General features: G+C 65.2%; 24 protein-coding genes and 1 tRNA gene. 19 read left to right on the plus strand and 6 right to left on the minus strand.

Annotation, left to right across the window (positions count from 1 at the left end):
- Positions 1–52: 52 nt before the first annotated feature.
- The 14 genes from def to G3N58_RS15810 all read left to right on the plus strand — a co-directional run bounded on the left by def (position 53) and on the right by G3N58_RS15810 (position 12870).
- Complete coding sequence (def, locus tag G3N58_RS15745) at positions 53–556, plus strand: peptide deformylase (RefSeq protein ID WP_167042106.1); 504 nt, start codon at positions 53–55, stop codon at positions 554–556.
- A 28-nt stretch (positions 557–584) separates the two neighbouring features.
- On the plus strand, positions 585–1586 hold the full coding sequence (fmt, locus tag G3N58_RS15750) for a methionyl-tRNA formyltransferase (RefSeq protein WP_205999593.1): 1002 nt from the start codon (positions 585–587) through the stop codon (positions 1584–1586).
- Positions 1587–1698: 112 nt separating this feature from the next.
- Entirely contained in the window at positions 1699–2340 is a 642-nt protein-coding gene (locus G3N58_RS15755; RefSeq protein ID WP_167284507.1) for a LysE family translocator, read from the plus strand.
- 105 nt (positions 2341–2445) lie between these two features.
- Positions 2446–3303 (plus strand): zinc metalloprotease HtpX, encoded by an 858-nt coding sequence (gene htpX / locus G3N58_RS15760; RefSeq protein ID WP_167042112.1) that lies wholly within the window; start codon positions 2446–2448, stop codon positions 3301–3303.
- Between the two features lie 208 nt (positions 3304–3511).
- Positions 3512–4951 carry a 16S rRNA (cytosine(967)-C(5))-methyltransferase RsmB gene (gene rsmB / locus G3N58_RS15765; RefSeq protein ID WP_167284508.1) on the plus strand — a complete coding sequence of 480 codons (1440 nt, stop codon included), beginning with the start codon at positions 3512–3514 and terminating at the stop codon, positions 4949–4951.
- A complete protein-coding gene (locus G3N58_RS15770; RefSeq protein WP_167042116.1) occupies positions 4948–5547 on the plus strand; it encodes a DUF4390 domain-containing protein in 600 nt (199 codons plus the stop codon). Before rsmB ends, G3N58_RS15770 begins: the two co-directional genes overlap by 4 nt.
- On the plus strand, positions 5537–7963 hold the full coding sequence (locus tag G3N58_RS15775) for a PAS domain-containing sensor histidine kinase (protein ID WP_167042118.1): 2427 nt from the start codon (positions 5537–5539) through the stop codon (positions 7961–7963). Before G3N58_RS15770 ends, G3N58_RS15775 begins: the two co-directional genes overlap by 11 nt.
- On the plus strand, positions 7964–8650 hold the full coding sequence (gene esaR / locus G3N58_RS15780; protein WP_167042120.1) for a response regulator transcription factor EsaR: 687 nt from the start codon (positions 7964–7966) through the stop codon (positions 8648–8650).
- A gap of 94 nt (positions 8651–8744) precedes the next feature.
- Positions 8745–8820 (plus strand) — tRNA-Phe (locus G3N58_RS15785).
- Positions 8821–9247: 427 nt separating this feature from the next.
- Positions 9248–9979, plus strand: a complete 732-nt coding sequence (gene queC, locus G3N58_RS15790) for a 7-cyano-7-deazaguanine synthase QueC (RefSeq protein WP_167042122.1) — start codon at positions 9248–9250, stop codon at positions 9977–9979.
- A 79-nt stretch (positions 9980–10058) separates the two neighbouring features.
- Complete coding sequence (gene queE, locus G3N58_RS15795) at positions 10059–10691, plus strand: 7-carboxy-7-deazaguanine synthase (protein WP_205999594.1); 633 nt, start codon at positions 10059–10061, stop codon at positions 10689–10691.
- A 6-nt stretch (positions 10692–10697) separates the two neighbouring features.
- Complete coding sequence (gene queD / locus G3N58_RS15800; protein ID WP_167042125.1) at positions 10698–11156, plus strand: 6-carboxytetrahydropterin synthase QueD; 459 nt, start codon at positions 10698–10700, stop codon at positions 11154–11156.
- Positions 11157–11368: 212 nt separating this feature from the next.
- Positions 11369–12151, plus strand: coding sequence for an aldolase/citrate lyase family protein (locus tag G3N58_RS15805; protein WP_205999595.1), 783 nt, complete (start codon positions 11369–11371; stop codon positions 12149–12151).
- Positions 12148–12870, plus strand: a complete 723-nt coding sequence (locus tag G3N58_RS15810) for a tetratricopeptide repeat protein (RefSeq protein ID WP_205999596.1) — start codon at positions 12148–12150, stop codon at positions 12868–12870. The genes G3N58_RS15805 and G3N58_RS15810 overlap by 4 nt, the downstream gene beginning before the upstream one ends.
- A gap of 82 nt (positions 12871–12952) precedes the next feature.
- Here the strand turns inward: G3N58_RS15810 and rodA are convergent, their stop codons facing one another.
- From rodA to G3N58_RS15835, 5 genes are all read right to left on the minus strand, one after another.
- Entirely contained in the window at positions 12953–14101 is a 1149-nt protein-coding gene (gene rodA, locus G3N58_RS15815; RefSeq protein WP_167042132.1) for a rod shape-determining protein RodA, read from the minus strand.
- Between the two features lie 10 nt (positions 14102–14111).
- Positions 14112–16481 (minus strand): penicillin-binding protein 2, encoded by a 2370-nt coding sequence (gene mrdA / locus G3N58_RS15820; RefSeq protein WP_205999597.1) that lies wholly within the window; start codon positions 16479–16481, stop codon positions 14112–14114.
- A gap of 156 nt (positions 16482–16637) precedes the next feature.
- Positions 16638–17150, minus strand: a complete 513-nt coding sequence (gene mreD, locus G3N58_RS15825; protein ID WP_167042135.1) for a rod shape-determining protein MreD — start codon at positions 17148–17150, stop codon at positions 16638–16640.
- Entirely contained in the window at positions 17147–18268 is a 1122-nt protein-coding gene (mreC, locus tag G3N58_RS15830) for a rod shape-determining protein MreC (protein ID WP_205999598.1), read from the minus strand. Before mreC ends, mreD begins: the two co-directional genes overlap by 4 nt.
- 154 nt (positions 18269–18422) lie before the next feature.
- Positions 18423–19466 (minus strand): rod shape-determining protein, encoded by a 1044-nt coding sequence (locus tag G3N58_RS15835; protein WP_004189550.1) that lies wholly within the window; start codon positions 19464–19466, stop codon positions 18423–18425.
- Between the two features lie 376 nt (positions 19467–19842).
- On the opposite strand from G3N58_RS15835, the gene gatC reads away from it, so the two are divergent.
- From gatC to G3N58_RS15860, 5 genes are all read left to right on the plus strand, one after another.
- The gene (gene gatC, locus G3N58_RS15840; RefSeq protein WP_167042139.1) at positions 19843–20142 is read left to right on the plus strand and encodes an Asp-tRNA(Asn)/Glu-tRNA(Gln) amidotransferase subunit GatC; all 300 of its coding nucleotides are present in this window, start codon (positions 19843–19845) and stop codon (positions 20140–20142) included.
- A 193-nt stretch (positions 20143–20335) separates the two neighbouring features.
- Complete coding sequence (gatA, locus tag G3N58_RS15845; protein ID WP_167042142.1) at positions 20336–21823, plus strand: Asp-tRNA(Asn)/Glu-tRNA(Gln) amidotransferase subunit GatA; 1488 nt, start codon at positions 20336–20338, stop codon at positions 21821–21823.
- A gap of 5 nt (positions 21824–21828) precedes the next feature.
- A complete protein-coding gene (gene gatB, locus G3N58_RS15850; RefSeq protein ID WP_205999599.1) occupies positions 21829–23304 on the plus strand; it encodes an Asp-tRNA(Asn)/Glu-tRNA(Gln) amidotransferase subunit GatB in 1476 nt (491 codons plus the stop codon).
- 137 nt (positions 23305–23441) lie between these two features.
- Positions 23442–24281 carry a PPK2 family polyphosphate kinase gene (locus G3N58_RS15855; protein ID WP_167042146.1) on the plus strand — a complete coding sequence of 280 codons (840 nt, stop codon included), beginning with the start codon at positions 23442–23444 and terminating at the stop codon, positions 24279–24281.
- 52 nt (positions 24282–24333) lie between these two features.
- Complete coding sequence (locus G3N58_RS15860) at positions 24334–25113, plus strand: exodeoxyribonuclease III (protein WP_205990937.1); 780 nt, start codon at positions 24334–24336, stop codon at positions 25111–25113.
- 99 nt (positions 25114–25212) lie between these two features.
- On the opposite strand, the gene G3N58_RS15865 is transcribed toward G3N58_RS15860, so the two are convergent.
- A partial coding sequence (locus G3N58_RS15865) for a M48 family metallopeptidase (protein ID WP_241017126.1) occupies positions 25213–26275 on the minus strand: 1063 nt, incomplete at its 5' end.

Here is a 26275-nt window from a genome sequence, read left to right on the forward strand (position 1 = left end):
GCCAATGCGGGCGTCCCAATGGTTGGCGGCGTCTGAAATCACACTCGAAATCATGGCTTTACTGAACATCCTCAATTACCCGGACAAACGGCTGCACAAGGTTGCGAAGCCGGTCGCGGAAGTCAACGAGCGCATTCGCCGTCTCGTCGCGGACATGGCCGAAACCATGTATGCCGCACCCGGCGTCGGGCTCGCCGCCACCCAGGTGGACGTGCACGAACGCGTGATCGTGATCGACGTCTCGGAAACGCACGACGAACTGCTCGCGTTCATCAACCCGGAAATCGTCTGGTCGAGCGACGAGCGGAAGCTCTCGGAAGAGGGCTGCCTGTCCGTGCCCGGCATTTACGACAACGTCGAGCGCGCCGAGAAAGTGCGCGTGCGCGCGCTGAACGAGAAGGGCGAGACCTTCGAGCTCGATTGCGAGGGGCTGCTGGCCGTCTGCATCCAGCACGAAATGGATCACCTGATGGGCCGCGTGTTCGTCGAATACCTGTCGTCGCTGAAGCAGACGCGCATCAAGAGCAAGATGAAGAAGCTCGCCCACGCGATGTAACGCGCTTTCACTTCGCCCACGTCCATTCATGAGCCATTCGTTGCGCGTCATCTTTGCCGGTACGCCGGAATTCGCCGCGGCCGCGCTGGCCGCGATCCATCGCGCCGGGTTTCCGGTGCCGCTCGTGCTGACGCAGCCCGACCGGCCTGCCGGACGCGGCATGAAATTGCAGGCGAGCCCGGTCAAGCGCTACGCGCAGGAGCACGGGCTGGCCGTGGCGCAGCCCACCTCGCTGCGCCGCGCCGGCAAATATCCGCAGGAAGCCGCCGCCGCGATCGACCAGTTGCGCGCCACGCCGCACGACGTGATGGTGGTCGCCGCGTACGGTCTGATCCTGCCGCAGGAAGTGCTCGAGATTCCGCGCTTCGGCTGCATCAACATTCACGCGTCGCTGTTGCCGCGCTGGCGCGGCGCGGCGCCGATTCACCGCGCGATCGAAGCGGGCGACGCACAGACCGGCATCACGCTGATGCAGATGGACGTCGGCCTCGACACCGGCGCGATGATCTCCGAAACGCGCACAGCCATTACCGCCGACGACACCACGGCCACCCTGCACGACCGTCTCGCGGAAGATGGCGCGAAGCTGATCGTCAAAGCGCTGATCGAACTCGAGCGCGGCGGCAAGCTCGCCTCGACGCCGCAACCGGCGGACGGCGTAACCTATGCCGAAAAAATCGCCAAGCATGAAGCGGCGCTCGACTGGCGCCGCCCGGCTCAAGCGCTCGCGCGCCAGGTACGCGCGTTCGATCCTTTTCCCGGCGGCGCGGGTACGCTCGAAGACGGCAGCGTCGTCAAGATCTGGGCCGCGGTTGCCGAGCCGGCCGAGGCCGAGGGCGGCAAAAACGGCAAGGCGCCGGGCGTTATCGTCGACGTCTCGCCCGAGGGCGTCGTGGTCGCGTGCGGCGAAGGCGTGCTGCGTCTCACGCAATTGCAGAAACCCGGCGGCAAGCGCCTGCCGGTGCGCGAATTCCTAGCCGGTTCGGCACTCGCTACGGGACAGCGCTTTCAACTTCCACAGGCAGAATAGCTGCCTTCGCATGACCTGAACATCGTCCGTTCGGCGGATGTTCAGGGGCGCCGCCGCGAGCCTGCCGCGCGTTAGAATCCTCCATGCAGCAGGCAAAATTTCGAGGTTTCCTATGTTCGGCATCGTCCATTTCGAGTTTTTCGTCGTCGCGGTTTTTCTTCTGAATGTCACGCCGGGGCCGGATACGGCTTATATCGTCGGGCGCAGCGTCGCGCAGGGCCGCGGCGCGGGTCTGATGTCGGCGCTCGGCATTTCGGCCGGCTGCTGCATTCATTCGCTGGCGTGCGCGTTTGGCTTGACCGCGTTGCTTGCCGCGTCGGCCACGGCGTTCACCGTCGTCAAATTCATCGGCGCCATCTACCTGATTTATCTCGGTGCGCGCCTGATTTTCGCGAAACCGGCGCCGGATGCGCCTGTCAACGACACGCGCTCGCCGTCCGCGCCGAAGTCGCTGCGCCAATTGTTCCTGCAAGGCTTCTGGACCAACGTGCTGAATCCGAAGGTCGTGCTGTTCTTCGTGTCGTTTTTCCCGCAATTCGTGGCGACGGGCAGCGAGCACAAGACGTTCGCGTTCCTCGCGCTCGGCGCGGTGTTCGTCGTCATGAGCATGATCTGGAACAGCTTTGTCGCGTGGATCGCCGGCAGCGTGACGCAGCGCTTCTCCGGCAAGCCGGCGGTGAAGCGCTGGCTCGATCGTGGGGTCGGCAGCGCGTTCGTCGGCCTTGGCATCAAGCTCGCGACCACCTCACGATGATTGAATTTTCCTGCGCCGCCCATATCTAACATTTCGCTTACAATCCGGCGCCGCAATCGCGCGGCCTGGAGACGAAGCCCACGCTTAGGGCAAGGAGTTGCAGACATGTTCAATTGGGTTAAAACCGCGATGCTGATGGCCGCCATCACGGCCCTTTTCATCGTGATCGGCGGAATGATCGGCGGTTCGCGCGGCATGATGCTCGCGCTCGTGATCGCCCTCGGGATGAATTTCTTCTCGTACTGGTTTTCGGACAAGATGGTCCTGCGCATGTACAACGCGCAGGAAGTCGACGAAAACAGCGCGCCGCAGTTTTATCGCATGGTGCGCGAGCTTGCCACGCGCGCGAACCTGCCGATGCCGCGCGTGTATCTGATCAACGAAGACGCGCCGAACGCGTTTGCCACCGGCCGCAATCCGGAGAACGCGGCGGTCGCGGCCACTACGGGCATTCTGCGCGTGCTGTCGGAGCGTGAAATGCGCGGCGTGATGGCGCACGAACTCGCGCACGTGAAGCACCGCGACATCCTGATCTCGACGGTCTCGGCAACGATGGCCGGTGCGATTTCCGCATTGGCGAATTTCGCGATGTTCTTCGGCGGTCGCGATGAAAACGGCCGTCCCGCGAACCCGATCGCTGGCATCGCGGTTGCGCTGCTTGCGCCGATTGCCGGCGCGCTGATCCAGATGGCGATTTCGCGTGCCCGTGAATTCGAAGCCGACCGTGGCGGCGCGCAGATTTCGGGCGACCCGCAGGCGCTTGCTTCGGCGCTCGACAAGATTCACCGCTACGCGAGCGGCATTCCGTTTCCGACTGCCGAAGCCCATCCGGCCACGGCACAGATGATGATCATGAACCCGCTGTCGGGCGGCGGCATCGCGAATCTGTTCTCCACGCACCCGGCTACCGAAGAGCGCATCGCGCGTTTGACCGAAATGGCGCGCACGGGGCGCTTCGACTGAGTCGCAGGGGGATTGGTCGGCGCGTAAGCGTGAAGCGTGAAATACCGCAAAGCGGGCCCGCGAGGCCCGCTTTTTTTGCTCCCTTCCCCGCCATTGTGCGATTGCCCGGCCGCCATCGTCCGCCCCCACGGCGGTCCCCGCCTGGCGCCACGCTACAATGTGCGCTGACTGCGCCGCGCGCACCGTGCGGCTCGCCTTTGCTCCCTTCATGACATCAAAGCCTTCTTCGCGTTCTGCTTCTTCGCTGGCGCGTTCGCGCGAATCCCGTTTGTCGGCGCTGCATCTGTCGCCCGAATCGCTCGGATTCGCGCTCGACTGCGCGGCTCAGGCTGTCGGTGCCGTGCGTCTCGGCGCGGCCCTGCCCGCGGCGCTGCAAGCCGTTCTCGTGTCCGTGCCTGAAGGCAGCGCCGCGGCGGCACGCGGCGCGGTGCAGGACATCGCCTACCGCACGATGCGGCGCCTCGCGAGCGCCGAGTGGCTGATCGCGAAGCTCGTCAGGAAAGCGCCGCCGCCGCACGTTGCCCACGTGCTCGCCTGCGCTTTCGCGCTGCTCGTCGACGACGAAGCGAGCGCCGCCTACACGCCGTTCACGGTGGTCGACCAGGCGGTGAGCGCGATCGGCGCGCGTCGCGAATTCGTCTTCGCGAAGGGGCTCGTCAACGCGGTGCTGCGCAGTTTCCTGCGCGAACGCGAGACGCTTCTCGCCGCCATGCAAGCCGACGAAGTGGCGCGCTGGAACTATCCGGCCTGGTGGATCGACGCGGTGAAGCGCGCGTGGCCTGACGCATGGCAGTCCGTGCTGGCGGCCGGCAATACGCACGGTCCGCTCACGTTGCGCGTGAACGCGCGCCATTCGACCGTCGACGCGTACCTGCAAGTGCTGCAGCGTGATCACATCGCCGCGCGCAAGGTGGGCGAGCATGCAGTTCGGCTCGACACGCCGATGCCCGTCGAGCGCATTCCCGGCTTCGGCGAAGGTACCGTGTCGGTGCAGGATGCCGGCGCGCAACTCGCCGCGCAACTGCTCGGCGCGCGCGACGGTATGCGCGTGCTCGACGCCTGCGCGGCGCCCGGCGGCAAGACCGGCCATCTGCTCGAACTCGCCAGGCTGCAACTCGTTGCGCTCGAAAGCGACGCGTCGCGCGCGCGCCGCATCGGCGAAAACCTGCGGCGGCTGAAGCTCGAAGCAGAAGTGCGCATCGGCGACGCGGGCAACCCCGCGCAATGGCACGACGACCTCGACCAGCCGTTCGACCGCATCCTCGCCGACGTGCCGTGCTCGGCCTCGGGCATCGTGCGGCGCCATCCGGACATTCGCTGGCTGCGTCGCGAATCCGACATCGCCGCGCTCGCCGCCGAGCAGCGCCGCATTCTCGGCGCGCTCTGGCCGCTCGTGAAACCAGGCGGCGAGTTGCTCTACGTTACGTGTTCGATCTTCCCCGAAGAAGGCGAGTTGCAGGCACAGTGGTTTGGAAACCAGCATCAGGATGCGGTACGATTGGACGCGCCGGGGCAGCTTTTACCCTCAGTGGCCCGCGCGCCCGCCGACTCATCGGCCGGTTCTCATGCCGGACAGCCTGCTGAAGAGAGCGCCGGCGCGAACTCAGACCACGACGGATTTTTCTACGCGCGCTTTCAGAAACGGTGACCATCAAACGCTTCTTCCCGCTTCGGCTCGCTGCCGTGTTCTGGATCGCGCTGGCCGTATGGCTGGCAGCGCCAGGCGCTGCGCACGCTGATTCGATCGCGGTGCAGCGGGCGTCGCTGCAGGCCGACAACGGCGGCTGGAGTCTCGACGCGCACTTCGACTTCGAGTTGAACAGCAATCTCGAAGACGCGGTCAACAAGGGCATTCCGCTTTATTTCACGACCGATTTCGAACTGAGCCGGCCGCGCTGGTACTGGTTCGACGAGCAGCCAGTGAGCGTATCGCAGAGCCTGCGCCTGTCGTTCCAGCCGCTCACGCGCGAGTATCGCGTGTCGAGTGTATCGTCGGGCGGGTTGCAGCTTGGCTTTTCCTCGCTCAAGGATGCGCTCGCGGTCATCAAGCACATCACGTCGTGGCACGTGATCGACCGCAACCAGGTGCATGCCGACGAAACCTATACCGCGTCGGTGCGCATGCAGCTCGACATCGCACTGATGCCCAAGCCGTTCCAGATCGACGCGGTGAACAACCGCGACTGGAACCTCGCCTCCGACTGGAAGCGTTTCACTTTCACGGCGACAGAACGTGCTAAATAAAGTGCGCTCATCTCCTACCAGTGTCAGCAGCATCGTCGTGCGCGTGCTGGTGTCGACGGTCGCGGTCACGGCCGTGCTGCTGCTCGTGCTACTGGCCGCCGCGAGCGCGAATACCGAATTCTTCGACCGCTACTACCAGTGGCTCTACGCGGCCAACGTCGCGGTCGCGATGATCTTTCTGCTGGTGGTGGCGGCGCTCGTCGTCATCATCATCGTGCGATTGCGAACGGGCAAATTCGGCACGCGGCTGCTCGCGAAGCTGGCGTTCTTCATGGCGCTGGTCGGCGTCGTGCCGGGCGGCATCATCTACATCGTGTCGTATCAGTTCGTCTCGCGCAGCATCGAATCGTGGTTCGACGTGAACGTCGAAACCGCGCTCTCGGCCGGCCTCAATCTCGGGCGCGGCATGCTCGACGCGTCGCTGTCCGATCTGCAGACGAAGGCGCGTCTGATGTCCGAGCAACTGGCCAGCGCCGATGCCGCCGGCACCACGCTGACGTTGCTGCGTTTGCGCGATCAGTTCGGCGTGCAGGACGCGACGATCGTCGAGCCGACCCGCAGCATGTCGGGCGCGACGCCGGACATGCACGTGGTCGCGCAGGCGTCCGGCAACTACGCGATGCTGCTGCCGAGCGATCTGCCGACCCCGTTGATGATCGACCAGGCGCGCGGTCGCGGCTATGCGGCGATCGAAGGCGAAGTGGACGGCGATCCGCATGCGCACGGCGGCAAGGGCGCGCTGCGTTTGCGCGTCGTGCAGCGCATTCCCGATTCGAACGCGTCGCTCCTGCAGCCAGCCGAACGCTTCCTGCAACTGACGCAGCCGGTCTCGACCACGCTCGCGCGCAATGCCGATTCGGTGCAGCGCGCCTATCGCGAGTATCAGGAGAAGGCGCTCGGCCGTACTGGCCTGCGCAAGATGTATATCGGCACGCTGACGCTGTCGCTGTTTCTCGCGACCTTCATCGCGATGATGCTCGCGCTCGCGCTCGGCAATCAGCTCGCGCGGCCGTTGTTCCTGCTCGCGCAGGGCACCAAGGAAATTACCGAGGGCGACTACACGCCGAAGCGCGAGATCAAGTCACGCGACGAACTCGGCTTCCTCACGCAGTCGTTCAATGCGATGACGCGGCAGTTGTCCGAAGCGCGGGCGGCGGTCGAGAACAACCGCATCGCGCTCGAGCATTCGAAGGCGTATCTCGAAAGCATTCTCGCGAATCTGACCGCGGGCGTGTTCGTGTTCGACCGGCAGTTCAGGATCACCACCGCGAATCGCGGTGCCGAGCGGATTTTCCGTCAGCCGTTCCAGACCGTGCTCGGTTCGTCGCTCGATCAGATCGGTGTGCTCAGCGAATTCGGCGCGATGGTGCGCAAGGCCTTTGCCGACCGCGAAGCGGCGAGCGGCGACGGCCGCGACGACGGCGGACACTGGCAGCAGCAGTTCTCGGTGCAGGTGCCGGGCGAAACCGAACCGCTCACGCTGCTCGTGCGCGGCGCGCGTCTCGTCTCGGCCACCGAGCGCGATACAGACGACATGCAGACCTCGGGCTACGTGATCGTGTTCGACGACATCTCCGACGTGATCTCCGCGCAGCGTTCGATTGCCTGGGGCGAAGTCGCGCGGCGTCTCGCGCACGAGATCAAGAACCCGCTCACGCCGATCCAGCTTTCCGCCGAGCGCTTGCAGATGAAGCTCGCCGACAAGCTCGCGCCATCCGATGCGGACGTGTTGAAGCGCGGCGCGACCACGATCGTCAATCAGGTCGCGGCGATGAAGCAGATGGTCGACAATTTCCGCGACTACGCGCGCACGCCACCGGCCGTGCTCGCGCATCTGCAACTGAATGATCTCGTCAGCGAAGTGCTCACGCTGTACGGTATCGAGGAAGGCAAGGGCGCGATCCAGGTCGAGCTCGCCGCGTTGCCCGCGATTCGCGGCGACGCGACGCAGTTGCGCCAGGTGATTCACAACCTGTTGCAGAACGCGCAGGATGCGGTCGCCGAGGTCGAGCATCCGCGTGTTTTGCTCGAGACGAGGACAGTAGAATACGGAGACCCCGATGCGGAAGGCAAAGTACGCGTCGCGGTACGTCTGACAGTGTCGGATAACGGACCGGGCTTTCCCGCGCGTATTCTCACGCGCGCGTTCGAGCCTTACGTGACCACCAAGGCCAAGGGCACGGGCCTGGGTCTTGCGATGGTCAAGAAGATCGTCGACGAACATGGCGCGCGCATCGACATTCGCAATCGCATGAAGGCCGGCGACGTGATCGAAGGCGCGCAGATTTCGATCCTCTTCCTTCAACTGGCGGACGACACGGCGGCACCCGGTGCGCATGGCGCAGGCGCGCATCCGGTGCATGGCGGTACGTCGCAGGGAACGACAAAAGCAACAGTGCAGACAAGGGCAGCGTAAATGGCAACCATCCTGGTGGTAGATGATGAAATGGGCATCCGGGAATTGCTCTCGGAGATCCTGAGCGACGAGGGGCACGTCGTGGAGGCCGCTGAAAATGCGCAGGAGGCGCGCGAGTTCCGCTTGCGCCAGGCGCCGGACCTCGTGCTGCTCGACATCTGGATGCCCGACACCGACGGCGTGACGTTGCTCAAGGAATGGGCCGCGCAAGGTCAGTTGACCATGCCGGTCATCATGATGTCCGGCCACGCGACCATCGATACCGCGGTCGAAGCGACGAAGATCGGCGCGCTCAATTTTCTCGAGAAACCGATTGCGTTGCAGAAGCTGCTGAAGGCGGTCGAGCAAGGTCTCGCGCGCGGCAATGCGCCGGCGCAGGGAGGCGCGGCCGCGAAGCCGGCGATGCCGGTGAGCGCGTCGGCGGTCGCATCGGCGGCCGCCTTGCCGATACTCTCGGCCGACGGCATCGGCGGCGGCGCGCTCACTGCGCAAACGGCATCAATCTCGTTCGACATTCCGCTGCGCGATGCACGCGATGCCTTCGAGCGCGCGTATTTCGAATATCACCTCGCGCGAGAGAACGGCAGCATGACGCGTGTCGCCGAGAAGACCGGCCTCGAACGCACGCATCTTTATCGCAAGCTCAAGCAACTCGGCGTCGATCTCGGCAAGAACAAGGGCGAATGAGTGCCACGTATTGCACGCAAAGGCCGGTCGACAAAATTTTTTATGAAAGGGCTTGCTGAACTACGGATCGCTTGATATAGTTTCGTTCTTCGTTGGCCCGGTAGCTCAGTTGGTAGAGCAGCGGATTGAAAATCCGCGTGTCGGTGGTTCGATTCCGCCCCAGGCCACCAGGATTTAGCCCTAGGAAATCGCAAGATTCCTGGGGCTTTTCCGTTTCAGGTGGTATCCGTTTCTTTGCGTTTCTGCGGCTGGCTCGCGAGTCAGGTCGAGGGCAGCGTTCAACGTCGCGTGATAAAATCGCGCCAGTTCAAGGACTTGCATGCGAACGTGTTGCTTCACTCGCGCATCAGTGCAGCGGCTGAATCAGTGCAACACGTGAGTGCCGTGCGTTATGCACGACCCGCGGGCGCGACCTGCGGCGAACCCGTCGCCCGACGATCGACGCGATCAACGGTATAAGCGCCCAGTCACGTTCACGTGCAACGCGCGACCTATACTGCTTTGGCCGGCAGCGGTGCCGGTACATGTCGCGCCGCGTCGCTTGCATGACGCACCTCGCGCAGCGCGACTTGGCACTCTCATTCACGGAGTTTCACGGTGATCCGCAAAGACGCTAAGCGTAGCGCGCTCGTGTTGTTTTCCGGCGGCCAGGATTCCGCCACCTGTCTCGCGTGGGCGCTCGATCGTTACGACACGGTGGAAACGCTCGGTTTCGATTATGGTCAGCGGCATCGCGTCGAACTCGAATGTCGCGAGGGGTTCCGGCAGGCCGTCACGCGCGCGTTTCCGGCATGGGCCGATCGTCTCGGCGACGACCACATGATCGATCTGTCGCTGCTCGGCGCGATCAGCGACACCGCGATGACGCGCGAGATCGAAATCGAGGCCACGGCCAACGGTTTGCCGAACACGTTCGTGCCGGGCCGCAATCTGATGTTCATGACGATCGCGGCGGCCATTGCTTATCGGCGTGGCTTGCAGGTGCTGGTCGGCGGCATGTGCGAAACGGACTTCTCGGGCTATCCCGATTGCCGCGACGATACGATGAAGGCGCTGCAGGTCGCGCTCAATCTCGGCATGGACACGCGCTTTGCGCTCGAAACGCCGCTCATGTGGCTCGACAAGGCCGACACATGGCGCCTCGCGCACGAGCTCGGCGGCGACGAACTGGTCGAACTGGTGCGCGTCGAGACGCACACCTGCTATGTCGGCGAACGCTCCGAATTGCATGCGTGGGGCTTCGGCTGCGGCGAATGCCCGGCATGCCGCCTGCGCAAGCGCGGTTACGAGGCCTACCTCGCGGGTGAAAAAGTCACCGAGCCGGTCTGATCGCCGACAAGGCGGTACATCCATCGGGCAGCGGCGCAAATCACGCCATCATTTTCAGGAATACAGGGCAGATAGCAGCATGACTTACGCGGTCAAGGAAGTCTTCTACACGTTGCAGGGCGAGGGCGCGAATGCCGGGCGTCCGGCCGTGTTCTGCCGCTTCGCGGGCTGCAATCTGTGGTCGGGCCGCGAAGAGGATCGCGCGGAAGCCGTGTGCCGTTTCTGCGATACCGATTTCGTCGGCACCGACGGCGAGAACGGCGGCAAGTACCGCACGCCTGAAGAACTGGTCGCGATGATCGCGTCGCAATGGCCGCAAGGCGAGGGCGAGCGTTTCGTGGTCTGCACCGGCGGCGAGCCGATGCTGCAACTGGACCAGCCGCTCGTCGACGCGCTGCATGCGGCCGGCTTCGAGATCGCGATCGAGACCAACGGCTCGCTGCCCGTGCTCGAAACGATCGACTGGATCTGCGTGAGCCCGAAGGTCGACGCGCCGCTCGTCGTGACCAAAGGCAACGAGCTGAAGGTCGTGATCCCGCAGGACAACCAGCGCCTTGCCGACTACGCGAAGCTCGACTTCGAGTATTTCCTCGTCCAGCCGATGGACGGCCCCTCGCGCGACATCAACACGAAGCTCGCGATCGACTGGTGCAAACGCCATCCGCAGTGGCGCCTGTCGATGCAGACCCACAAGTATCTGAACATTCCCTGATTTGCCGTGCTGACGATTACCCGAAAACTCGAATTCGACGCGGGCCACCGCATCCCCGATCACCGCAGCCAGTGCCGTAATCTGCACGGCCATCGCTATGTGCTCGAAATCACGCTGCAAGGCGATCTGGTCGATACCGAAGGCGCGCCCGATCGCGGCATGGTGATGGACTTCGCCGATGTGAAGTCGCTCGCCAACGAGCATCTGGTCGACAAGTGGGACCACGCGTTTCTGGTCTATGCCGGCGACACGCAGGTGCGCGGCTTTCTCGAAACCATGGCGGGCCACAAGACCGTCGTGCTCGATCGCATTCCGACCGTCGAGAACCTCGCCGCGATCGCGTTCGAGATACTCGCTAACGTCTATGACGCGCACTACGGCGTGAATCTGCGTCTGCACAAGGTGCGTCTGTACGAGACGCCGAACTGCTGGGCCGACGTGGTCCGCGGCCAGGCGCGCGACTAGCCCCGCTGCTCATTCCCCCCGCCGCGCGAGCGAACCCTCGCGTTATTGTCACGGTATGATCGTTCCGGCAAGCACACGGAGCGAGACATGCCGGTCATCGCATTGCGTTGCAGCAGGCATCGGGGCCGTCAGCGCCCCGGTTCCTGCCTGACCTCATATCTGGCCCCGCTTCCGGACACTCTTCCGGTCACGAAACTGCGCGAGGCCAGCCGATGAGCACCTTCACCAATCCCCTCAAGCAACGTCTGAAGGAACCCGCGTCGCTGTTCGGGCTGTGGCTGTCGCTCGGCAGCGATGCCGCGGCCGAGGCGCTCGCTCATGCCGGCTTCGACTGGCTGCTGATCGACATGGAGCATGCGCCGAACGATAGCGGCGGCGTCGAATCGCAATTGCGCGCGATCGCCGCCGCGCATCTGCCGAGCGAGCCGGTGGTGCGCGTGCCTGCCAGCGAGCCGTGGCTCGTCAAGCGCGTGCTCGACGCCGGCGCGCGCACGCTGATGTTCCCGAATATCGAATCCGCCGACGATGCGGCACGCGCCGTGCGGCTCACCCAATATCCGACCGCCTGGGCGCTGGACGGCGAGCGCGGCGTCGCGGGCGTGGTGCGCGCGGCCGGCTATGGCATGCGGCGCGACTACGTGCAAACGGCCAACGCGCAGATCGCGACGATCGTGCAGATCGAGTCGGCGCGCGGCCTGCGGGAAGTCGAGAAGATCGCGGCGACGCCGGGCGTCGACTGCGTGTTCGTCGGGCCGGCCGATCTGGCCGCGAGCCTCGGCCATCTAGGCGACGCGAAGCACGCCGACGTGCTGGCGGCGATGACGCGCATCGTCAGCGTCGCGGACAAGGCCGGCATCATCGCGGGCATTTTCGCGATGGACGTGGCGAGCGCGCGGCAGTATCGCGAGGCGGGGTTCCGCTTCATCGCGCTGGCCGCCGACGTCATCTGGATGTTGCGCGCGACCCGTCAGGCATTGCAGGAGGTGAGGTCATGAACGGCGGAGTGCAAGGCGTCGCGTGGCGCGTCGGCGCGCGGGCGGCGCTCGCGGCAGCGCTGCTGGCGAGTGGCGCGTGGGATGCCGCGCACGCGCAGGACCGGGTCGCGAAGTCGGACGATCCGCAGACGCAGTCCGCGGTGGCCGACTACAACGCCGGCAATCTCGGCGCGGCGCTGACCGAGTTCCGCCAGGCCGCCGAGCGCGGCAGCCGGCTCGCCGAGTTCAACTACGCGATGATGCTGCTCAACGGCGAGGGCACGCCGGCCAACGTCGAGGAAGGCAAGAAGTGGCTGCGCAAGGCCGCCGACGCGAACATGTCCCACGCGCAGTACGTGTACGGCAAGATGTACGACGATGGCGAGTTCGTCGAGCGCGATCCGGCCGAGGCGCATCGCTGGTTCCTGAAGGCGGCGCAGCAGGGACACGTGCAGGCGCAGCTCGCCCTCGCCAACCAGTTCCTCGACGGACGCGGCACCGAGCGCGACAACCGGCAGGCCTTCGTCTGGTACAAGAAAGCGGCGCAGGGCGGCGACATGACCGCGCAATACGTGACCGGCTCGTTCTACGAACGCGGCGGCGACGGCGTCGACCGGAACCTGAACGTGGCGCGCGCGTATTACGCGGCTGCGGCGGCGCAGGGCGATCCGGCCGCGCGTCTGAAGTATCAGCAGTTGAGCGCGCAACTGCGCGATCAGAAGGAAGTAAAGCCGCAGTAATGACGGCGATGAAAAAAGGGCGCTCCAGGTGGAGCGCCCTTTTGCGCATTGCATGCCGGTTCGTGCGTGCCGTGAGGCGTCGCTAGCTTTGCATCAGGCGCTTCTGGCGCGCGACGCTCATGATGAGCCCGACCGCGATGCCGAGCGTCGTCAGCGCGGTGCCGCCGTAGCTCATGAACGGCAGCGGCACGCCGACCACCGGCAGAATCCCGCTCACCATGCCGATGTTGACGAACGCGTAGGTGAAGAACGCCATCGTCAATGATCCGGCCAATAATCGCCCGAATAGCGTCGCGCCATTGGCCGCGATATAGAGCCCGCGCGCGATCAATAGCATGTATAGCGTGAGCAGCACGATCCCGCCCGCGAGGCCGAATTCTTCGGAAAACACCGCGAAAATAAAGTCGGTGTGCTTCTCGGGGATGAACTCGAGGTGCGCCTGCGTGCCCTTCAGCCAGCCTTTGCCGAGCGGGCCGCCCGAGCCGATCGCGATCACCGCCTGGATCGTGTGGAAGCCTTTGCCGAGCGGGTCCGAGGTCGGATCGAGCAGCGTGCAGATGCGGTGCTTCTGGTAGTCGTGCATTAGCGGCCACTGCACCTCGGGCTGACAGATCTTGTCCTGGAACGCCGCGATCGACACGACCGCGATCACGCCCGCGATCAGCACCGGCACGATCAGCTTGAAGCTCAGGCCCGCGAAGTAAATCACGAATAAGCCGGCCGCGAATACGAGCACGGCCGTGCCGAGGTCGGGTTGCTTGGCGATCAGCCCGACCGGCACGATGAGAATCACGAAGCCGACCAGGTAGTCGTACCAGCGCATCACGCCTTCGCGGCGCTGGTAGTACCAGGCGAGCATCAGCGGAGTCGCGATCTTCAGGATTTCCGACGGCTGGATCACCACGCCGACGTTGATCCAGCGCTTCGCGCCCTTGCGCGTGAGGCCGAACATCGCGACCGCGACCAGTAGCGCGATCCCGAACGTATAGAGCGGGACCGCGAAGCGCATCAGCGTATTGGGCGGCACATTGGCGAGCGCCCACATCAGCACGAACGTCAGCAGGATGTTGCGCAACTGGTCTTCCACGCGGCCGGGCATGTCGAGCGTCGCGCTGTACAGCGTGACGATGCCGACGCACAGCAGCAGAAACACGATCAGTGCGAGCGGACGGTCGAAGCCCACGAACATCCGTTTGATGCGGTCGAGCCAGGCGCGCTTGTCGAATTGCATGCCTTTCTCCTTATTCGTCGATGCCGCCGGCGGCCGGCCGGCGTGGCGACGCGTCCTGAGCGGCGTCCTCGCGCGACGGCGCCGCGACGTTCGGCGTCGGCTCGCTCGCCGGACGGGGTTTGCGTGGCGCGCCGGATGAGCGCGCCGTGGATTTTTTCGCGGCGGCGGACGCCGAAGCCGGTTTGGCCGCCGAGGCTGCCTGCGCTGCGGATCCGGCCGGTGCTGCCGGAGCGGATGCCGCGGCGGCAGAAGCGGCCGAAGCCGCCGATGCCCCATTCGCGGCCGAAGCCGCCGATGCTGCCGACGCCGCGACAGCCGCCGATGCGGCCACGGCTTCCGAGGCGCCGGGAACCGGCAATGCCGTGAAGCCCGCCGCGATCCTGATCGGCTGCGTGCTGTCCTTCGAAGGCGGCGCGTCGCCGACCTGCGGCGCGGACGCGTCGAGCGTCGCCGAAGCCGCTGCCGCGACGGCGGCTTCCTCCGCCCCCGGCTTGTTCCTGCCGATCAGGTAGTAGTCGAGCACCTTGCGCGCGATCGGGCCGGCCGCTTCCGCGCCCCAGCCGCCGTTTTCGACGATCAACGCGACCGCGATCTTCGGCTGCTCGACCGGCGCGAAGGCGATGAAGAGCGCGTGGTCGCGCAGACGCTCGGCGAGTGCGTGACCTCTGTAGTTCGCGCCTTGCAGCGAGTAGACCTGTGCCGTACCGGTCTTGCCGGCCGCCTGGTACGGCGCGCCGGCAAACACCTTGGCGGCCGTGCCGTTGGTGACCACGCCTTCCATCGCGCGTTTGATGAAGTCGATGTCCTGCTGGCGGACCGCGATCTTGTCGCTCGGATCGCGCACGACCGGGCGCGTTTCCTTCGTGATCGGATTCTCGATGTCGCGCACGAGGTGCGGCTTCATCACGACGCCGTTGTTGGCGAGCGTGGCGGTCGCATGCGCGAGCTGCAGGATCGTGAACGAGTTGTAGCCCTGGCCGATGCCGAGGCTGATCGTCTCGCCTTCGTACCACTTCTGCTGTTCGGGGCGGCGGTACGCGTGGCGCTTCCAGTCGGTCGACGGCAGGATGCCCTTGGCCTCGCCCGCGATGTCGATGCCGGTGATCTGCCCGAAGCCCCACGGCTTCATGAAGTTCGCGATGTTGTTGACGCCGAGGTCATGCGCGAGCATGTAGAAGTACGTGTCGTTCGAGACGACGATCGCGCGGTTCATGTCGACCCAGCCTTGGCCCGAACGCACGTCGTTGCGGAAGGTGTGGCCGCCGAACGTGTAGTAGCCGGGGTCCTGGAAGCCCCAGCCCGTGGTGCGCTTGTGCAGCGTCAGCGCGGCGAGCGCCATGAACGGCTTGTAGGTCGAGCCCGGCGGATAGGTGCCGTGCAGCGGCCGGTTCAGGAGCGGATGGTCGGGCGAGTTGTTGAGTTCGTCCCAGGTCTGCTGGTCGATGCCGTCGACGAACGAGTTCGGATCGAAGCTCGGCGCCGACACGAACGCGAGCACGTCGCCGGTGGACGGCTCGATCGCGACGAGCGCGCCGCGGCGGCCGGCGAAGGCCTGCTCGGCCACCTGCTGCAAACCGATGTCGAGCGACAGCTCGAGGTTGTTGCCGGGCGTCGCCTGGGTGCGCGACAGCGTGCGCACGGGCCGCCCGCCCGCCGTCACCTCGACTTCCTCGAAGCCGGTCTGACCGTGCAGCTCGGTTTCGTAGCTCTGCTCGATGCCGATCTTGCCGATGTAGTCGGTGCCCTTGTAGTTGTTGGCGTCGAGGCGCGGATCGTAGTGATCGGGATCGCTGTCGTTCTGGTCGCTCGCGTCGTCGATGCGGTCCTGGTCGCGCTGCGAAATCCGCCCGATGTAGCCGATCACGTGCGCGGCGGTCGGCCCGAGCGGGTACTGGCGGAACAGCCGCGCGCGCACTTCGACGCCGGGGAAGCGGAAGCGCTGCGCGGTGAAGCGCGCGACTTCGTCGTCGGTGAGGCGGGTGCGGATCGGCAGGCTTTCGAAGTTCTTCGAGTCTTCCTGCAGCTTCTTGAAGCGGCGGCGGTCGCGCGCGTCGATCGAGATGACCGTGGCCAGGTTGTCGATCACGTTGTCGAGCGAGTCGTTCAGCTTCGACGGCGTGATTTCGAGCGTGTAGGCCGAGTAGTTCTTCGCGAGCACGACACCGTTGCGGTCGGTGATGATGCCGCGGTTCGGCACGATCGGCGCGACGGAAATGCGGTTTTCGTCGGCCTGCAGCGAGTATTTGCTGTAGTGCCAAACCTGCAGGAACAGGAAGCGGAAGCCGATCAGCCCGAAGCAGATGAACACGAACAGGCCCGCCGCCGCGACGCGCAGGCGGAATTTCGTGAGCTGCTGTTGAGTGTCCTTGAATTCGGTCATGCGATTTAAGCAAAAGGCCGGCGCGCGGCCATCCAGAGTGTGCGCCCAAACCGGCCGGGACCGGTGGCAGGAACTGCAATGCGCGTCGGGCGGGCTGGCGGCGCGGGCTTTACGGCGACGTGTCGCGGCAAAGCGGCCGGCGGGCCCGAAGCGGGATCAAATGGGCCGCGTGTCGTCCGGATCGGCCGGGCGGCGTTGCGGCATCAGCAGCAGCACGCTCGCGAGCGGCCACAGTGCGGCTTCGACAAAACCGTCGATCAGGTAACTCCAGCCCGGGAACGCCGCGCCGGTCAGCAGACGGATCACGAACGGCACTAGTTGCGCGACGACGAGCAGCGGCATGACCGCGAACGTTTGCACGCCGAGCGACATCCACAGCACGCGGCGATGGATCGTGATCGCGCCGTACGACAGCAGCGTGTACGCGAGCGCGTGCTCGCCGAGCAGGCTCGCGTTGTGCACGTCCATCAGCAGGCCGAGCAGGAACGCGATGCCCATGCCGACCTTGCGCGGCTGGTGCACGTTCCAGAACAGCAGCACGAGCGCGACGAAATCGGGCACGCCGGCGAGACGTCCCCACGGCATCAGGTTCAGCAGGAACGCCGCGGCGAGGCTGAACGCGATGAAGTACGGATTGACCGGCTGCAGGATGTATTGCGGGCGGTTCATGGCTGAGCCCCCGGCGTGGCTTGCGGCTTCGCGGTCTTCGCGGCGGCCGGCTTGTCGGCCTTCCTGTCGGCGGATTTCTCGGACTTCTTCTCGGTAGCGGCGTTTTTGGCCGGGGCCTTTTCCGTGGCTTTGGCGGCGGGTTTTTCGGCTGCGGCCTTGTCGCCGGGCTTGGCTGCGGATTTATCCGCCGTGCCCTTGCTGTCTGCCGCCTTGCCGCCCTTCTTCGCTTTCGCATCCTTCGCGGCCGTGGCCGCGTCGGGTTCGTCGGCCGGGCGCGGCGGCACGTTGTCCTGAACGTGCAGCACCAGCACCTCGCGCGCGCCGCGCACCGCCGCGACCGGCAGACTGACCACGCGCGCAAACGCGGTGTCGGCCTGCTTGTCGACGCGCACGACCTTCGCGACCGGCAAGCCCGGCGGATACACACCGTCGAGGCCGCTCGTGACGAGCTCGTCGCCGGTCTGCACGTCGGCGCTGATCGGCACGAAGCGCAGATCGAGCGTGTCGCCCTTCGGCGTGCCGTAGATCACGCTGCGCAAGCCGGTGCGCAAAATTTCCACCGGCACGGCCTGATCCTTGTCGGTCAGCAGCGTGACTTCGGCCTGCAGCGGGAACACGCGCGTGACCTGGCCGATCACGCCGTTTTCGTCGACGACCGGCGAGCCGTTCTGGATGCCTTGCTGCGCGCCGCGACCGATCACGACCTTCTGCGTGAACGGATCGCGCGTGTCGTACTGGATTTCGGCCGGCAGCGATTGCGTGGTCAGGTGCTGCGACAGTTGCAGCAGCGCGCGCAGATGGGTGTTTTCGGCAGCGAGCGTCGCGGCCGTGTTGGCCTGCTGCGAAAGCAGCAGATCTTTCGCGCGCAGCTTTTCGTTTTCGCCGCGCAGCGTGGCGCTCGTCACGGCGAGATCGGCGGCGCCCATGAAGATGTCGCGCGGCACGAGCGCTGCGCGCTGCAACGGATAAAGACCCGCGCCGAGCACGCCGCGGACGATTTCGAGCGTCTGGAAGCGGGCATCGGAGATCAGCAGGGCGATCGCCAGCACGACGAAGAACACCAGTCGGGCGAGAGCCGAGGGGCCTTGCTTGAACAGAGGCGGCGGACTGTATTCCATGGTCGGCGCCGGGGGCGTGAGCGGTTGGGTGAGACGGCGGCGCGAGAGGCGCGCGCGGTCAGCGCGTGGCGGCTGGGCGGCCCAGCCAACGGCAAAGCGGCCCGCAAGGGGCCGTGTGCCAGATCCGCGCTACTGACATGGGAGAAAAGCTCGCTTACTCGTACGAGAAGATGCTGCCGAGCTTGTCCATGCGTTCGAGCGCCATGCCCGAGCCGCGCACGACGCAGGTCAGCGGGTCTTCGGCGACGAGCACCGGCAGGCCGGTTTCTTCCGCGAGCAGGCGGTCGAGGTCGCGCAGCAGCGCGCCACCGCCGGTCAGCATCATGCCGCGCTCGGCGATGTCGGCGCCGAGTTCCGGCGGCGTTTGCTCCAGCGCGATCTTCACCGACGAGACGATCTGGTTCAGCGGATCGGTCAGCGCTTCGAGAATTTCGTTGCTCGAGATCGTGAAGCTGCGCGGAATGCCTTCCGACAGATTGCGGCCCTTCACTTCCATTTCCTTGACTTCGGAGCCCGGGAACGCGGAGCCGATTTCCTTCTTGATGGCTTCGGCGGTCTGTTCGCCGATCAGCATGCCGTAGTTGCGGCGGATGTAGTTGACGATCGCTTCGTCGAACTTGTCGCCGCCGACGCGCACCGAGCCCTTGTAGACGATGCCGCCGAGCGAGATCACGCCGACTTCGGTCGTGCCGCCGCCGATGTCGACGACCATCGAGCCGGTTGCTTCCGACACCGGCAGGCCCGCGCCGATCGCGGCGGCCATCGGCTCTTCGATGAGATAAACCTGCGAGGCGCCCGCGCCGTGGGCGGCTTCCTTGATCGCGCGGCGCTCGACCTGGGTCGAACCGCACGGCACGCAGATGATGATGCGCGGCGACGGCGAGAACATGCGCGATTCGTGAGCAGTCTTGATGAACTGCTTGATCATCTGCTCGGTGACGGTGAAGTCGGCGATCACGCCGTCTTTCATCGGGCGGATCGCCTCGATGTTGCCCGGCACCTTGCCGAGCATCTGCTTGGCTTCCTTGCCGACTGCCTGAATGGTTTTCTTGCCGTTGGGACCGCCTTCCTGGCGGATCGAGACCACCGACGGTTCGTCGAGCACGATGCCCTTGCCACGCATGTAGATGAGCGTGTTGGCGGTGCCGAGGTCAATCGCCAGATCGTTGGAGAAGTAGCTGCGCAAAAAGCCGAACATTCAAAATCCTGTCTCGCTGGGGGCCGGGCCTCGCACCGTATGCGTAGGGCGGCAGCGGAAAAAATAACAGCTCCAGCCGGGCGAAGCGGCGCCACAGGAACTTGAAGCTGCGAGGGAGTCTACCGGAGGCCGTTGCAGAGCCAGGGCGGAAAGCAACGGACGTTCTTGGGGAAGGGTCCGTAAGGCCTTGGTAAGTCGGTCCGGGTTTGGGTCGAACGCGTAATGATACCTTATAATTTTGGATGTTTTGAAGGAAACGGAGGGCACTTTTTGCCGTTGCCGTTCCTTTTTCGGGATTGTCCTATCGTGTCGTAACCCGCTGTTACAGCGCGTTTTTTTCAAGTGTGACGACACTCCACCTCTTTCCGGTGACTGCATGGCTCTGACCCTGACCGATGTTAAGCGCATCGCGCATCTCGCGCGGCTCGAACTGGCTGATGCCGACGCCGAGCACACCCGTGCCCAGCTCAATGATTTCTTCGGCCTCGTCGAGCAAATGCAAGCGGTCGATACCACCGGCATCGCGCCGCTTGCCCACCCGATCGAGCAGATCGAAGACGTCGCGCTGCGTCTGCGTAACGACGTCGTGACCGAGACGGTCGAGCGCGAGGCTTTTCAGCGCCCGGCGCCGGCCGTGCAGGACGGTCTGTATCTCGTGCCGAAGGTGATCGAATAAGCCGCGTTCGCACATGTCCCGCGCGGCTCCAGGGCAAGCGCCCTGCGCTTCGCGCGGCGCAGCCTCTCGCGGGTGGTCCGGCCGGCGCCGCGCACGGTGCGCCGCAAGCTTTCCCGGCCCGGCTTGCCGGCGGGCAGCCGAACGCCTTCACGGCAGCGTGACCACGCTGCCGCGCTTTCCAGGATAAAACGCAATGCATGAAAAAAGTCTGACCGAACTGCGCGCCGCACTGACGGCCAAGGAATGCTCCGCAGTCGAACTGGCGCAGCTGTACCTGAAGCGGATCGACGCGGCCAATAGCCTGAACGCGTTCATCCAGGTCGATCCCGAGTTGACGCTCGCGCAGGCGAAAGCCGCCGACGCGTTGCTGCACGGCGGCGAGGCGGGCCCGCTCGCCGGTCTGCCGATCGCGCACAAGGACGTGTTCGTGACCAAGGGCTGGCGCTCCACGGCCGGCTCGAAGATGCTCGCGAACTACGAAAGCCCGTTCGACGCGACCGTGGTCGCGCGTCTCGCGAACGCCGGCATGGTGTGCGTGGGCAAGACCAATATGGACGAATTCGCGATGGGCTCGTCCAACGAGAATTCGTACTTCGGCGCGGTGCAGAATCCGTGGGATCGCAAGGCCGTGCCGGGCGGTTCGTCGGGCGGCTCGGCAGCGGCCGTGGCCGCGCGTCTCGCGCCCGCCGCGACCGGCACCGACACGGGCGGCTCGATCCGCCAGCCGGCGTCGTTCTCGGGCATTACCGGCATCAAGCCGACCTATGGCCGCGTGTCGCGCTACGGCATGATCGCGTTCGCGTCGTCGCTCGATCAGGGCGGCCCGATGGCGCAGAGCGCCGCCGACTGCGCGCTGCTGCTCAACGCGATGGCCGGCTTCGACGAGCGCGATTCGACGAGCCTCGCGCGCGAGGACGAAGACTACACGCGCTATCTCGGCAAGTCCTGGCAGGAAGGCGGCGCGGCCAAGCCGCTCGCCGGTCTGCGCATCGGCCTGCCGAAGGAGTACTTCGGCGCCGGTCTCGCGGACGACGTGCGCGCGTCGATCGACGCGGCACTCAGGCAGTACGAAGCGCTCGGCGCGACGCTCGTCGACGTCTCGCTGCCGAAAACCGAACTGTCGATCCCGGTCTACTACGTGATCGCGCCGGCGGAAGCCTCGTCGAACCTGTCGCGTTTCGACGGCGTGCGCTTCGGCCATCGCGCGGCCGAGTACCGCGATCTGCTCGACATGTACAAGAAGTCGCGCGCCGAAGGCTTTGGCCCCGAAGTGAAGCGCCGCATTCTGGTCGGCGCCTATGTGCTGTCGCATGGCTATTACGACGCGTACTACCTGCAGGCGCAGAAGATCCGCCGCATCATCGCGCAGGACTTCCAGGAAGCGTTCAAGCAGTGCGATGTCATCATGGGGCCGGTCGCGCCTTCCGTTGCATGGGACCTCGGCGCGAAGGGCGACGATCCGGTGCAGATGTATCTGGCCGACATCTACACGCTGTCGGTGAGCCTCGCCGGCCTGCCGGGCATGAGCGTGCCGTGCGGCTTCGGCGCGGGTGCGAATGCGCAGCGTCCGGTCGGTCTGCAGATTATCGGCAACTATTTCAACGAAGCCCGGATGCTGCAGGTGGCCGACGCGTTCCAGCGCGCCACCGACTGGCATCGTCAGGCACCGGCAGGAGTGTGAGCACCATGACCAAGCAATGGGAAGTCGTGATCGGTCTGGAGACCCACGCGCAGTTGTCGACGCAGTCGAAAATCTTCTCGGGCACCGCGACGCAATTCGGCGCCGCGCCGAACACGCAGGCCAGCCCCGTCGACCTCGCCCTGCCGGGCACGCTGCCGGTCATGAACCGCGGCGCGGTCGAGCGCGCGATTCAGTTCGGCCTCGCGATCGGCGCGACGGTCGCACCGCGCAGCATCTTCGCACGCAAGAATTATTTCTACCCCGATCTGCCGAAGGGCTACCAGATCAGCCAGTACGAAATTCCCGTCGTGCAGGGCGGCCAGGTGACGATCCAGGTGCCGGCCAATGAAAAGGCGGGCAAGGAAGCGTACGAGAAAACCATCAACCTGACGCGCGCCCACCTGGAAGAGGACGCGGGCAAGTCGCTGCACGAAGACTTCGCGGGCATGACCGGCATCGACCTGAATCGCGCCGGCACGCCGCTGCTCGAAATCGTCACCGAGCCGGAAATGCGCAGCGCGGCCGAGGCGGTTGCCTACGCGAAGTCGCTGCATACGCTCGTCGTGTGGCTCGGCATCTGCGATGGCAACATGCAGGAAGGCTCGTTCCGCTGCGACGCGAACGTGTCGGTGCGCCCGGTCGGTCAGGCTGAATTCGGCACGCGCGCCGAGATCAAGAACCTGAACTCGTTCCGCTTCCTCGAAGAAGCGATCCAGTACGAAGTGCGCCGCCAGATCGAACTGATCGAAGACGGCGGCACCGTGGTGCAGGAAACGCGTCTGTACGATCCGGACAAGCGCGAAACGCGCTCGATGCGCAGCAAGGAAGACGCGCATGATTACCGCTATTTCCCCGACCCCGACCTGATGCCGCTCGTGATCGACGCCGCGTGGGTCGAGCGCGTGAAGAGCGAGATGCCGGAGTTGCCCGAAGCGATCCAGCAGCGCTTCGTATCGCAGTACGGCCTCACGCCCTACGACGCGAACGTGCTGACGTCGGGCAAGGCGATGGCCGCGTACTACGAGGCGGTGGTCGCGAAGGTCGGTCCGGCCAACGCGAAGGTCGCGGCGAACTGGCTGATGGGCGAAGTGTCATCGCAACTGAATCGCGAAGGGCTCGACATTGCCGCGTGCCCGGTGTCGGCCGCGCAACTCGCGCTGCTGCTGCAACGCATTGCCGACGGCACGATCTCGAACAAGATCGCGAAGGAAATCTTCCTCGCGATCTGGGAAGAAAAAGCCACCGACGAAGCCGCCGCCGACCGCATCATCGAGGCGAAGGGCTTGAAGCAGATTTCGGATACCGGCGCGCTCGAAGCGATCATCGACGAAGTGCTCGCCGCGAACCAGAAGTCGGTCGACGAATTCCGCGCCGGCAAGGAGAAGGCGTTCAACGCGCTGATCGGCCAGGCGATGAAGGCGACCAAGGGCAAGGCGAATCCGGCGCAGGTGAACGAACTGCTGAAGAAGAAGCTGTCCTGAGTCGATGCAGTGCGGCGCGAGCGGTGACGCTCGCGCCATGACGGGCTGTTGCCGGAAACGAAAGTAGGGCAACGGCCCGTTTCATTTGGCGGTCCCGCTTGGGCGAGTCCCTCGAACGCAGATCACGGAGTGTGTGCATGGCGAAGCAACCCGAACTCGACGATTTCCGCGTGCCGTGTTTCGACGACGGCAAAAAGAAAAACCGCTTCTCGCTGGGAGATTTCGATCCGGCGGCAAAGCCGTTTTCGAGCGGCTCGAAAGACGCGGATCGCGCGCGGCTCTCCGAGATCGGCGTGCTGCTCGACAATCTGCAGGAGCGCCTGCATGCGCAGAGGAAACGCCGCGTGCTGCTCGTGCTGCAAGGCATGGACACGAGCGGCAAGGACGGCACGATTCGCGCGGTGTTCCACGAAGTCGATCCGCTCGGCTTGCGCGTCGTGCCGTTCAAGGCACCGACGCCCGTCGAACTGGCGCACGATTTTCTGTGGCGCGTGCATGCGCAGGTGCCCGCGGCCGGCGAGCTGACCATCTTCAACCGCAGCCACTACGAAGACCTGCTCGTGCCGACCGTGCTCGGCGAACTCGATGCCGAGGCGTTCGAGCGGCGCTGCGCTCATATCCGCCAGTTCGAGGAGATGCTGAGCTGCAGCGGCACGACCCTTCTCAAGTGCATGCTGCACATTTCGAAAGACGAGCAGCGCGCGCGTCTGCAGGCGCGTATCGACGATCCGAACAAGCACTGGAAATTCGACGTGTCGGACCTCGAAGCGCGCAAGCAGTGGGACGCGTATCAGTCGGCGTATGACAACGCGCTTGCCGCGACGTCGACGGAATACGCGCCGTGGTACGTGATTCCCGCCGACTCGAAGACACATCGCAACGTGATGGTGGCCGAACTGCTGCTGCGCACGCTCGACGCGCTGAAGCTCGAATATCCGCCTGCGAAAGAATCGCTGAAGGGCGTCAAGGTCGAATGAAAACGGCTCGACGCCCCGGCTTTGGAAACGAATCGAACCTAAGAGGAACACCATGTTGCGTGTGATTACCGCGAACCTGAACGGCATCCGCTCGGCGGCGAAGAAGGGCTTTTTCGACTGGTTCGGCGAGCAGAAAGCCGACGTGCTGTGCGTGCAGGAAATCAAATGCTCGCAGGACGACATGACGCCGGAATTCATGGCGCCGCACGATTTCACCGGCTATTTCCAGCATGCAGTGAAGAAGGGCTATAGCGGCGCGGGCGTCTATACGCGTCACGAACCGGACGAGGTGGTGATCGGCTTCGGCAGCGAGGAGTTCGATCCCGAAGGGCGCTATGTCGAACTGCGCTTCGGCAAGCTGTCGGTGATTTCGGTGTACGTGCCGTCCGGTTCGAGCGGCGAGGAGCGCCAGCAGGCCAAGTTCCGCTTCATGGACGAGTTCATGCCGCATCTGGCCGAGCTTTCGCGCGAGCGCGAGGTGATCGTGTGCGGCGACGTGAATATCGTCCACAAGGAAATCGACATCAAGAACTGGAAGAGCAACCAGAAGAACTCGGGCTGCCTGCCGGAAGAGCGCGCGTGGCTCGACAAGCTGTTCGACGAAGTCGGCTATGTCGACGTGTTCCGCACGCTCGACCAGCGCCCGGAACAGTACACGTGGTGGAGCAATCGCGGCCAGGCGTATGCGAAGAACGTCGGGTGGCGGATCGACTACCAGATCGCGACGCCGGGCATCGCGGGCAAGGCGAAGCGTACCGACGTGTTCCGCGACATCAAGTTCAGCGACCATGCGCCGCTGACCGTCGATTACGACCACAAGGTCAAGAAGTAAGGCGCGCGCCTCGGTGCCGGCCCATGGGCGCCGGCTAAACCGGGGCGTAAGCCGCAGCGCGCCCGGGTGGCCCGCGTCTTCGGGCCGGACAGGGAGCGGTCAGTTGCGCGCCTGCTTGCGGACCGGCCGGCCGAGGCCCGCGTAATCGGGCAAGGCGTCGACGCTCTTGCCGATTGCCTTCGCGTAGAGCGGCAGCATGTCCGGCAGCCGCTTGATGATGTCCTCGCGGCGCGCCGGCGTGTACGGATGCACGTAGATGAAGCCGTGCTCGCGGCTGCTGCCCGTGGCCAGCGCGAGCTTGTCCCAGAGCGTGACCGCCGCGCGCGGATCGAAGCCCGCGCGCGACGCGATTTCGCTGCCGATCACGTCGGCTTCGGTTTCGTCGGTGCTTTCGTACTTCATTTCCAGCAGACGCGAACCGATGCCGAGCGGCGCCATGCCGAGATCGGCGAGTCCGAACAGTTGCGGGATCGTGCCCGACGAATCGAGCTGTCTCTCCTGAAGCTGACCGAGCCGCATGCGCGCATGCTCGCGCAAGGCGTGGGCGATCTCGTGGCCGATCAGCATGCCGAGTTCGTTGTCGTTCAGGCGCACCCGGTCGAGCAGTCCGCCATAAATGACGATCTTGCCACCCGGCAGGCAGTACATGCGGATGTCGTTCGAGCGGATGACGGCCAGGTCCCACTTCCAGCCCTTCGCGCGCTCGTTCCATTTCAGCGAGTACGGAATCATCCGGTCGACGATCGAGCGCACGCGGGTGACGTGCGGGTCGGTGTCGCTATAGAGACGGTTCGCGTGCTCGGCGCCGTAGACGATCTGGCCGAATTCCTCGGTGGCTTGCGCCTCGAGTATCGGCGACGGGATCAGGTTGCGGAACACCATGTAGCCGCCATAACGCAGCTGCGGGCTGACGTAGTAGGGCGGCGGAACGGCGGCGGCCTGCGCGGAAGCGCCGGTGGGTGCCTGGGTGGGTGCTTGGGTAGGTGCTTTCGCGGCGGCGGACGGTTGTGACGGCTGCTGAGCCTGGGCGGCTTGAGGCGCGGACCCGGGCGCGGCACTCCCGCCGGTGCTGGGCGCGCTTGTGTTCGTGCCACTGCTGGCGGCGTTGCTGGTCCCGCTGCTCGCGCTGTTGCCTGCGCCGCCGCTCGCGCCGGGTGTCGCC

The organism is Paraburkholderia sp. Ac-20342, assembly GCF_017104985.1.
Taxonomy (GTDB): Bacteria; Pseudomonadota; Gammaproteobacteria; order Burkholderiales; family Burkholderiaceae; genus Paraburkholderia.

Coding starts and splice junctions, on each gene's coding strand:
- def (WP_167042106.1), top strand. CDS start 53: ATGGCTTTACTGAACATCCTCAATTACCCGGACAAACGGCTGCACAAG.
- fmt (WP_205999593.1), top strand. CDS start 585: ATGAGCCATTCGTTGCGCGTCATCTTTGCCGGTACGCCGGAATTCGCC.
- G3N58_RS15755 (WP_167284507.1), top strand. CDS start 1,699: ATGTTCGGCATCGTCCATTTCGAGTTTTTCGTCGTCGCGGTTTTTCTT.
- htpX (WP_167042112.1), top strand. CDS start 2,446: ATGTTCAATTGGGTTAAAACCGCGATGCTGATGGCCGCCATCACGGCC.
- rsmB (WP_167284508.1), top strand. CDS start 3,512: ATGACATCAAAGCCTTCTTCGCGTTCTGCTTCTTCGCTGGCGCGTTCG.
- esaR (WP_167042120.1), top strand. CDS start 7,964: ATGGCAACCATCCTGGTGGTAGATGATGAAATGGGCATCCGGGAATTG.
- queE (WP_205999594.1), top strand. CDS start 10,059: ATGACTTACGCGGTCAAGGAAGTCTTCTACACGTTGCAGGGCGAGGGC.
- G3N58_RS15805 (WP_205999595.1), top strand. CDS start 11,369: ATGAGCACCTTCACCAATCCCCTCAAGCAACGTCTGAAGGAACCCGCG.
- G3N58_RS15810 (WP_205999596.1), top strand. CDS start 12,148: ATGAACGGCGGAGTGCAAGGCGTCGCGTGGCGCGTCGGCGCGCGGGCG.
- rodA (WP_167042132.1), bottom strand. CDS start 14,101: ATGCAATTCGACAAGCGCGCCTGGCTCGACCGCATCAAACGGATGTTC.
- mrdA (WP_205999597.1), bottom strand. CDS start 16,481: ATGACCGAATTCAAGGACACTCAACAGCAGCTCACGAAATTCCGCCTG.
- mreD (WP_167042135.1), bottom strand. CDS start 17,150: ATGAACCGCCCGCAATACATCCTGCAGCCGGTCAATCCGTACTTCATC.
- mreC (WP_205999598.1), bottom strand. CDS start 18,268: ATGGAATACAGTCCGCCGCCTCTGTTCAAGCAAGGCCCCTCGGCTCTC.
- G3N58_RS15835 (WP_004189550.1), bottom strand. CDS start 19,466: ATGTTCGGCTTTTTGCGCAGCTACTTCTCCAACGATCTGGCGATTGAC.
- gatC (WP_167042139.1), top strand. CDS start 19,843: ATGGCTCTGACCCTGACCGATGTTAAGCGCATCGCGCATCTCGCGCGG.
- gatA (WP_167042142.1), top strand. CDS start 20,336: ATGCATGAAAAAAGTCTGACCGAACTGCGCGCCGCACTGACGGCCAAG.
- gatB (WP_205999599.1), top strand. CDS start 21,829: ATGACCAAGCAATGGGAAGTCGTGATCGGTCTGGAGACCCACGCGCAG.
- G3N58_RS15855 (WP_167042146.1), top strand. CDS start 23,442: ATGGCGAAGCAACCCGAACTCGACGATTTCCGCGTGCCGTGTTTCGAC.
- G3N58_RS15860 (WP_205990937.1), top strand. CDS start 24,334: ATGTTGCGTGTGATTACCGCGAACCTGAACGGCATCCGCTCGGCGGCG.